Raw genomic sequence first — 8,007 nt, forward strand, 5'->3', positions numbered from 1 at the left:
CATTCGGGGGAGAAGTCACGTCTCATGAAAACAAAAACAACAACGATTCTGGCAATGGGTGTACTGGCTTCGATGACCCACGGCATAGCTGCGGCCGATACCGCCTCAGCGCTGAGCACTGACCGTTCCGCTGCCAATCAGATTCCCGACCTGGCGGCGAACGCCAGCACCACAACACAAACTCAAGCGTCTTATGGCGATGATATCCAGAGCCGTCCCTCCGGCATTGGGGGAGCGCTCCGGGACTTGGCCGATCGGGGAATTTTCCTGCGCGCCAACTTGATCAACCAATACGCTCGAAACACCCGAGGTGGAGTGGAGCAGGGTCATACCAACGTCGGCCAGTTCAACATCGGCGCCGACCTGAACCTGGATAAACTGATCGGAACTAAGGGCAGCAGCTTCCACTTCACGGTGTACAAAGATTACGGCGATGGCTTGAACCACGACGTCACGGGCACCTTCCCCAAGCAGCAGTACATCTACAAAAACGAATATCCACGCTGGCACCTGGGCACTTTTGCCTTTGAGCAAAAGCTGCTGGACGACCGGCTGGACATCATCATAGGTCGGCTGGGCACCACTTCCTATTACGCCAAACTCACGCCCAACTGCCAGTTCCAGGCGGGTAATACGTGCGGTGTGCCGCGCTTGATCAACTCTGAGGCCGGCTACAGCCTGTTGCCATCAGCCACCTGGGGTATCAACGCGCGCTATCGCACCACGCCCAATACCTACGTGGAAACGGGCGTCTATGAAGTCAATCCGACCACTTCTGCCAGCAATGGCATGGACTTCTCCATCGGCGAAGCCAATGGCGTCACGGTACCGTTTGAGTGGGGCTGGGTGGAGAAGGGCAACTTCGAGGTGAAGGTCGGTGGCTATGTCAGCACTGCGCCGCGCCCGGATCCCTACTACAACACAGCGGGTCGATCACTGGGGCGCTTTGGCGGGACAGCAGAAACCGTAAACGAAGAGCGCAAGGGCGTTTATCTCCTGGGCGACAAGGTGGTTTGGCGGCCCGATCCTCATTCCAGACGCAACCTCACGGTCTTCGGTGGCGTCGTTCAGCAGCTGGAAGACGAGGAAATCATGAAGCAGCAATTTCTTGCAGGCTTCGTGCTGACCGGGCCCTTCGAGTCCCGCTCGCAGGACACCATCGGCCTGTCCGCTTCGATGTTCAACCTGACTGACAAGGAACGGGACTATCTGCATGACGCACGGATAAAGGCGGGCGGCCATGGCAGCAATAACCCGCACGAGTACTCGTTCGAGTTGAACTACGGATGGCACGTCACCCCCGGCGTGATCGTCATGCCGAACGTGCAATACATCATGAACCCCGACAACTCGGGCCTGGCGAAAACCGCCACATTGCCCAAGAACCTGCTGACTTTCGGATTGAATCTGCAGTTGAGCTTCGGTGGCATGTTCGGCCTTACATCTCCTGCAGGTGGCGATTGATCTCAGTCACGCCACCTGGAATTTCCAATCACGAGGATCATTAGTCATGACCGAATCAGCTAAAGCCGCACTTATCATCAGCGCACACTCTGCGGACTTCGTATGGCGCGCTGGCGGCGCCATCGCCTTGCACACCGAGCAAGGCTACAAGGTGCACATCGTCTGTCTTTCGTTCGGCGAACGCGGTGAGTCAGCCAAGCTGTGGCGCAAGGGCGAAATGACTGAAGAGAAGGTCAAGAACGCACGGCGCCAGGAAGCGCAGGCAGCGGCTGACATTCTTGGCGCCAGTGTCGAATTCTTCGATATCGGCGACTATCCGATGCGCGCCGACACCGATACCCTGTTCCGTTTGGCAGACGTCTATCGCCGGATACAACCACAGTTCGTCCTCAGCCATTCGCTCAAGGATCCGTACAACTACGATCACCCGTTGGCGATGAACCTGGCCCAAGAAGCGCGGATCATTGCTCAGGCTGAGGGCTACAAACCGGGTGAAAAGATCGTGGGCGCGCCGCCGGTGTACAGCTTCGAGCCCCATCAACCTGAGCAATGCGAATGGCGCCCGGATGTATTGCTCGACATCACTCAGGTCTGGGACAAGAAATACGCTGCCATTCAGTGCATGGCCGGCCAGGAGCATCTTTGGGAGTATTACACTCGGGTTGCACTGCAGCGTGGCGTGCAGGCCAAACGCAATGTCGGCATCACCTCCAGCCGCGACATCATTTATGCCGAGGGTTACCAAAGCATCTTTCCGCGCGTGACGGAGAATCTGGCATGAGCGAGTTGATTGGAAAATCTGGGTTTGTGGTACGCAACATTGCGCGTGCAGATCAGGTTTTGATCGAGGATCTGCGGCAGTTCGGAGTGGCGACCGTTCACGAGGCGCAAGGTCGAAAAGGGCTGCTGTCGACCTCGATCACTCCCATTCAACGTGGCACCACAATCACTGGCTCGGCGCTGACGGTACTGGTCTCACCGGGTGACAACTGGATGTTCCACGTTGCCGTGGAGCAATGCCGTCCAGGTGACGTGTTGGTGGTCGCGCCCAGTTCACCGTGCACTGACGGCTACTTCGGCGATCTATTGGCGACTTCGCTACAAGCCCATGGTGTGAATGCGCTAATCATCGATGCAGGTGTAAGGGATACGCAAACTCTGCGTGAAATGGGCTTCGCTGTCTGGTCGCGCACCATCTGCGCGCAAGGCACCATCAAAGAAACACTTGGATCGGTCAATGTGCCGTTGGTGTGTGGAGGGCAGTTGGTTAACCCAGGCGACGTTGTCGTCGCCGATGATGACGGGGTGGTTATCGTCCGTCGTTCGGAGGCAGCTCAGGTGGTTGAAGCCAGTCGCGCCCGGGCCAACCTTGAGTACCACAAGACTCAGCGCCTAGCTAATGGCGAGCTCGGACTGGACATTTATGACATGCGAACCCGGTTGGCCGAGAAGGGTTTGAAGTACGTCGATAGCATCGAGTGTTTGAAAGAATGACGAGGTGAAGTGCTGGCCGCTGTGCGCGGCTGGCACTTCATCTATACGCGGGTAGGGATCGATGCGCACGTGTTGATCAGCAGCGAGCGAGCCCACGAATGCCCCAAATCCGCATGGGTTCTCGGATGCCACACCAAGGATTTGCAGAACCCTGGAATCTCGATGGGCGGGTCGATCAACTTCAGTCGGCTGTCGTGCAGCGCAAGTCTGCGCGGGACCACAGCGATCAGGTCGCTGGTGAGCAGCACATCGGGAATCACCAAAAAAGCTTGTCACGGATGTGAGCACTCTTCTTGATCGCCCGACACTCTCCAACGCGTCATCCGTAAGTGTCCGGTTCTATTTTGAGACCTTCGGTTTTCCGGTCGAGGCCCAATGTGTCGAGTACGTCTCCCCGACGCTGACGGAGCCTGGCCGCATCGCCAGGCATGGCTGGGCGGGCGAGGGTGATACTCGACTCGACGTTCACCACGCCTGGTTAATTGAAGACTTGTCTGGGGGGCGGGTGCGCATCCTTACGCAGGAAACCCAGAAGGGCAAGCCCGCAGAGGATCTTGCGAAGGTGAAACCCAATCCCATGATCAACGGACATCAAAACTGGCTGGACGGGTTAGTCAGTGCGGCACGGGCGGCGGCTCAATAACGAGGCCTTACAGGGTCCCTGAGAGGCATTGCCGCACGTGCTCCATGGCTGTTTCGGCGCGCCTTGCCAGCGGCCACTCGGCCCTGTGGATCAGCCACAGGGTGTCGACAATCGGGCTGCCGCATTCGATCACCTGGATCGCGCCTTGATGGGCAAAGGCTTGTCTGGCGAACCGCGGCAGAACGGTGAAGCCCAATCCGCGACCAACAGGCTCCAATATCAAGCCCACTTGATTGCTGAAGCCGCGCACGGGGAAGTCACGAATGCCAGGGCGGCCTGGGTATCGCCTGCTGAGCAGGCGTGTCGCCATGCCGACGCCGTCCGGGTGATCGATGAAACCCAAAGCCATCAGCGTCTCCCAACCTTCGTATTCCACCGTGGCTGGCAAAATCAGCTCCAAGGGTTCGTCCATGAATCTTTGCGCACCAAGGCGCGGATCCTCCGGTTTCAAGGTGATCAGGCCCATCTCGTAACGGTTGTTCAAGACCGCCTCCAGCACTTCAGTGTCAGGTGCAAAACGGTGGCGGACGGCAAGGCCGGGGTTGCGTTGCTGATAATCGAGCAGGAGCGGATAGATCGTCAGACCGATGCTGCCGGGCGTCACTAGGCTGATTTCCCCATGATGCTCGTCCGCACCGGACAGCCGTGCACGAAGCGCGCGAGAGGCGCGCTCCATGTCGCTGCCGTAACCCAGAAGCGCAACGCCTGCGGGCGTGATTTCCACCTGCCTTGGCCTGCGGACCAGCAAGGGGCCGAACTCCTCCTCCAGATACTTCACATGCTGGCTGACAGCCGCCTGCGTCAGCCCCAGACGTTCCGCTGCACGTGTGAAATTGCCTAACTCGGAAACACTGAGAAACGACCGGAGCCATTGAGGATTTATCATCATGAAATCTTATCAAAGCCATAACTATATAGCGGTTCTTATTATAGCCACGGATCGCTAAGGTGGGCTTCTGATTTCTTGGAGTGCACCTATGCCTGTCTATCCGCGCAGTTTTTCCCACATTGGCTTGTCCGTCACTGATCTGGACGGCGCCGTGAAGTTCTACACCGAGGTGATGGGTTGGTACCTGATCATGCCGCCCACGACGATTACTGAAGATGAGAGTGCTATCGGCGTGATGTGCACCGATGTATTCGGTGCTGGCTGGGGTGAGTTTCGCATCGCGCATCTTTCGATGGGTGACCGGGTCGGGGTAGAGATCTTCCAGTTCCGCAACGCTCAACGCCCTGACAACAACTTTGAATACTGGAAAACCGGCGTCTTTCATTTCTGCGTTCAGGATCCGGATGTCGAGGGGCTCGCGGCCAAAATCGTCGCCGCTGGAGGCAAGCAACGCATGCCGGTACGTGAATACTTTCCCGGTGAGAAGCCGTACCGCATGGTTTACATGGAAGACCCGTTCGGCAACATCCTTGAGATTTACAGCCACAGTTACGAGCTGACCTATTCTGCCGGGGCTTACCAGTGATGACAGCGGTTAGTCATCGCGCCTGGGTGTGGACGGGCGGCGCTACTGCGGACGATTTGCAGCTGGTTGAAACCCCTCGCCCGCAGCCGGAGGCTGGTGACGTCCTGATTCGCAATGTGGTGATTGGGCTCAACCCGGTGGACTGGAAAGTGCTCGGCGGTGATCTGGTCACGTGGGAGCACGGTCATGTGCCTGGTGTCGACGGGGCTGGGCTGGTCGTTGCCGTAGGGGACGGCGTTCCTCAGGCGTGGATCGGCCAGCGGGTGGCGTACCACCAACATCTCGCTCGCCACGGCAGTTTTGCCGAATACACCGCCGTCAAGGCGCGTGCTCTGCTTAGAGTCCCAGCGGGGGTGCGCTGGGCAGATGCTGCGAGTCTGCCTTGCCCAGCGCTGACTGCCTGGCTCGCTCTGCAGAAACTGCCAGCTGCATGCCAGACACTTTTGGTCAGCGGAGCCGGTGGCTCCGTCGCTCATCACCTGATCCAGCTGGCCGTTCGGCGAGGCCTGAAAATCACGACGCTCAGTCACGCCCGGCACTTTCCCAAACTGCGCAGCCTCGGTGTTCAAGAATGCCTTCAGGGCCCGCTCTCAGGTATGTGGGACGGCACTTCCCGGTTCGATGCAATGGTCGACACGATCAGTGCGAGTCATGCAGCGTGGCTGGCGCCGGCACTGCGCGCCAACGGACATCTTGTATGCGTTCAGGATCGGCTGGCTGCCCCCGCAGCGCCTCCGTTTACCCGGACGCTTTCCGTTCATGAAGTTGCATTGGGCGCTTCCCACGTCTTTGGCGACACCCGCACTTGGCAAGAGCTCGTTGATGCCGGCCAGTCGATTCTTGAGTCGATAGGTCGGCAGCAATGGGTCACGGACTTGGTAGTGGAGGCGCCGTTCGAACAACTGGCCTCTCACTTACGTGGCCTCCAGGAGCGTTCCTATACCGGCAAGGCAATCGTTCGCCTTGCTGATCGAGACAATTGAGGTAGCCCGATGACAAAGTTGTTTACTCCGTTCACGTTGAAGTCCATCACGTTGCGCAACCGCATAGCTGTGCCACCGATGTGTCAGTACAGTGCGCGCGATGGGCTGACCAATGATTGGCATCTGGCGCATTACACAAGCCTGGCTCGCGGCGGTGCGGGACTCGTTATCGTCGAAGCGACCGCAGTGTCGCCAGAAGGGCGGATTACCCCAGGGTGTACCGGCCTGTGGAGCGACGAGCATGTTTCAGGCATGGCTGATATTGCTGCCGCGATCAAAGCGGGTGGGGCAGTGCCAGGTATTCAGATTGGTCACGCGGGACGCAAGGCAAGCGCCAACCGACCATGGGAAGGTGATGATCACATTGATCGCAACGACCCTCGGAGCTGGGAGACTTTATCACCGTCGGCGACCGCATTTGGCGCCAACCTTCCTCAAGTACCCAGGGAAATGTCACACGCCGATATCGCGCGTGTACGGCACGATTTCGTGCTGGCTGCGCAACGGGCGCTTGCGGCAGGTTTCGAATGGTTGGAACTGCATTTTGCCCACGGATATCTTGCGCAAAGCTTCTTCTCGCCCTACGCCAACGCCCGCGATGACGAGTACGGTGGCGAGCAGCGTGGCAGATTTTTGCTCGAGACGCTCGAAGCGGTGCGCGCTGTCTGGCCTGAGCATCTGCCCCTGACTGCACGCTTTGGTGTCATTGAATTCGATGGCAACGATGAGCAGACCGTTGAGGCGTCTATTGAGTTGGTAAAGCTGATGCGTGGCGCTGGCCTGGACATGCTGAGTGTCAGCATGAACTTCACCACGCCGGACGTGAGCATACCTTGGGGGCCTGCATTCCTGGCGCCTGTCGCTCAGCGTGTTCGTACCCAAACAGGTTTGCCGGTTGCCACCGCTTGGGGTGTCGATGTTCCGAAGATCTGCGAAGAAGTGCTCCAGGCAGAGCAGCTCGATCTGGTCATGGTCGGCAGAGCCCACCTGGCCAACCCTCATTGGCCTTATTTCGCTGCCAAAGAGCTTGGAGTGGAGCAGGCCGCCTGGCAGTTACCTGCGCCTTATGCACATTGGCTACAACGCTATGAACCTGCAGGCCCTCAATAACTGGAAAGCTACGATGATCTCTAGCAAGCAAATCCTGATGGTGCTCACGTCTCAGTCGACGATGGGAAATACTGATCGCCAGACCGGCGTATGGTTTGAAGAGCTCACCACTCCTTATTACGTGTTCGTCGATGCGGGTTACGACGTGGTGCTTGCATCGCCTGCGGGCGGCATAATTCCTGTCGATCCCCACTCTAAAGAAGAGGAAGTGCAGAGCGTCAAACGCTTCCTCGCAGACAGCAAAGCGGCCTCCATGCTGGAGAATTCCCAGGCTTTGGAAGACGTCGTTGCAGACTCGTTCGCAGCCATCTTTCTTCCAGGCGGGCACGGCACGATGTATGACCTTCCTGCAGACGCAAACCTGGCGAAACTGCTGAGTGATGCATGGCGAAATCAGAAAGTTGTTGCCGCCGTTTGCCATGGCCCTGCTGGTTTGCTGGGCGCGCGTGACGAACATGGCAACGCATTGGTGACCAGCCGCAAGGTCAGTGCTTTCAGCAATGCCGAAGAAGAGGCTGCCGGCTTGACCCAGGTCATGCCTTTCCTGCTGAAAACCCGCATTGGTGAGCTGGGTGGGCTTTACCAGGGCGGCCCCGTCTTTGAACCTTATGCAGTCAGAGATGGCCGTTTGGTGACGGGGCAGAATCCGATGTCCAGCGAGTTGGTCGCCAACCTGACCATTCAGGCTATCTCCGAACGGGTGTGAGCTGCCATTTGGGTCGCCACGTGAGTGGCAATCCTCTCTTTTTTTGAGGCGTAAACAGCGATGACCCGCACTTGGTAGATCTTCGGCTACGAATCGACGCCAGTTTTGTAGATGTATTGCGTGTCAGCTTCT

9 protein-coding genes are annotated in these 8,007 nt (G+C 58.1%); 8 read left to right on the forward strand and 1 reads right to left on the reverse strand.

Annotated elements, in window-relative coordinates; translation table 11 throughout:
- The first annotated feature begins 24 nt into the window (after positions 1 to 24).
- The 4 genes from AC1MEK_RS27365 (at position 25) to AC1MEK_RS27380 (ending at position 3,601) form a co-directional block, all read left to right on the forward strand.
- Positions 25 to 1,464, forward strand: a complete 1,440-nt coding sequence (locus AC1MEK_RS27365) for a carbohydrate porin (RefSeq protein WP_480399373.1) — start codon at positions 25 to 27, stop codon at positions 1,462 to 1,464.
- 46 nt (positions 1,465 to 1,510) lie between these two features.
- Entirely contained in the window at positions 1,511 to 2,245 is a 735-nt protein-coding gene (gene galB, locus AC1MEK_RS27370; RefSeq protein ID WP_480399374.1) for a 4-oxalmesaconate hydratase, read from the forward strand.
- Positions 2,242 to 2,958, forward strand: a complete 717-nt coding sequence (locus AC1MEK_RS27375) for a 4-carboxy-4-hydroxy-2-oxoadipate aldolase/oxaloacetate decarboxylase (protein WP_480399375.1) — start codon at positions 2,242 to 2,244, stop codon at positions 2,956 to 2,958. The genes galB and AC1MEK_RS27375 overlap by 4 nt, the downstream gene beginning before the upstream one ends.
- 280 nt (positions 2,959 to 3,238) lie before the next feature.
- Positions 3,239 to 3,601, forward strand: coding sequence for an SRPBCC family protein (locus AC1MEK_RS27380; RefSeq protein ID WP_480399376.1), 363 nt, complete (start codon positions 3,239 to 3,241; stop codon positions 3,599 to 3,601).
- 7 nt (positions 3,602 to 3,608) lie between these two features.
- On the opposite strand, the gene AC1MEK_RS27385 is transcribed toward AC1MEK_RS27380, so the two are convergent.
- The gene (locus tag AC1MEK_RS27385; protein ID WP_480399377.1) at positions 3,609 to 4,487 is read right to left on the reverse strand and encodes a LysR family transcriptional regulator; all 879 of its coding nucleotides are present in this window, start codon (positions 4,485 to 4,487) and stop codon (positions 3,609 to 3,611) included.
- A gap of 91 nt (positions 4,488 to 4,578) precedes the next feature.
- On the opposite strand from AC1MEK_RS27385, the gene AC1MEK_RS27390 reads away from it, so the two are divergent.
- The 4 genes from AC1MEK_RS27390 to AC1MEK_RS27405 are packed head-to-tail and all read left to right on the forward strand — an operon-like array spanning position 4,579 to position 7,875.
- Positions 4,579 to 5,076, forward strand: a complete 498-nt coding sequence (locus tag AC1MEK_RS27390) for a lactoylglutathione lyase family protein (protein ID WP_480399378.1) — start codon at positions 4,579 to 4,581, stop codon at positions 5,074 to 5,076.
- The gene (locus AC1MEK_RS27395; protein ID WP_480399379.1) at positions 5,076 to 6,059 is read left to right on the forward strand and encodes an alcohol dehydrogenase catalytic domain-containing protein; all 984 of its coding nucleotides are present in this window, start codon (positions 5,076 to 5,078) and stop codon (positions 6,057 to 6,059) included. Before AC1MEK_RS27390 ends, AC1MEK_RS27395 begins: the two co-directional genes overlap by 1 nt.
- Positions 6,060 to 6,068: 9 nt before the next feature.
- Complete coding sequence (locus AC1MEK_RS27400) at positions 6,069 to 7,169, forward strand: NADH:flavin oxidoreductase/NADH oxidase (RefSeq protein ID WP_480399380.1); 1,101 nt, start codon at positions 6,069 to 6,071, stop codon at positions 7,167 to 7,169.
- Positions 7,147 to 7,875: a type 1 glutamine amidotransferase domain-containing protein gene (locus AC1MEK_RS27405; RefSeq protein ID WP_480399381.1), complete on the forward strand. Its 729-nt coding sequence runs from the start codon at positions 7,147 to 7,149 to the stop codon at positions 7,873 to 7,875. Before AC1MEK_RS27400 ends, AC1MEK_RS27405 begins: the two co-directional genes overlap by 23 nt.
- The last annotated feature ends 132 nt before the right edge of the window (positions 7,876 to 8,007 follow it).

Source organism: Pseudomonas sp. 2, assembly GCF_056627435.1.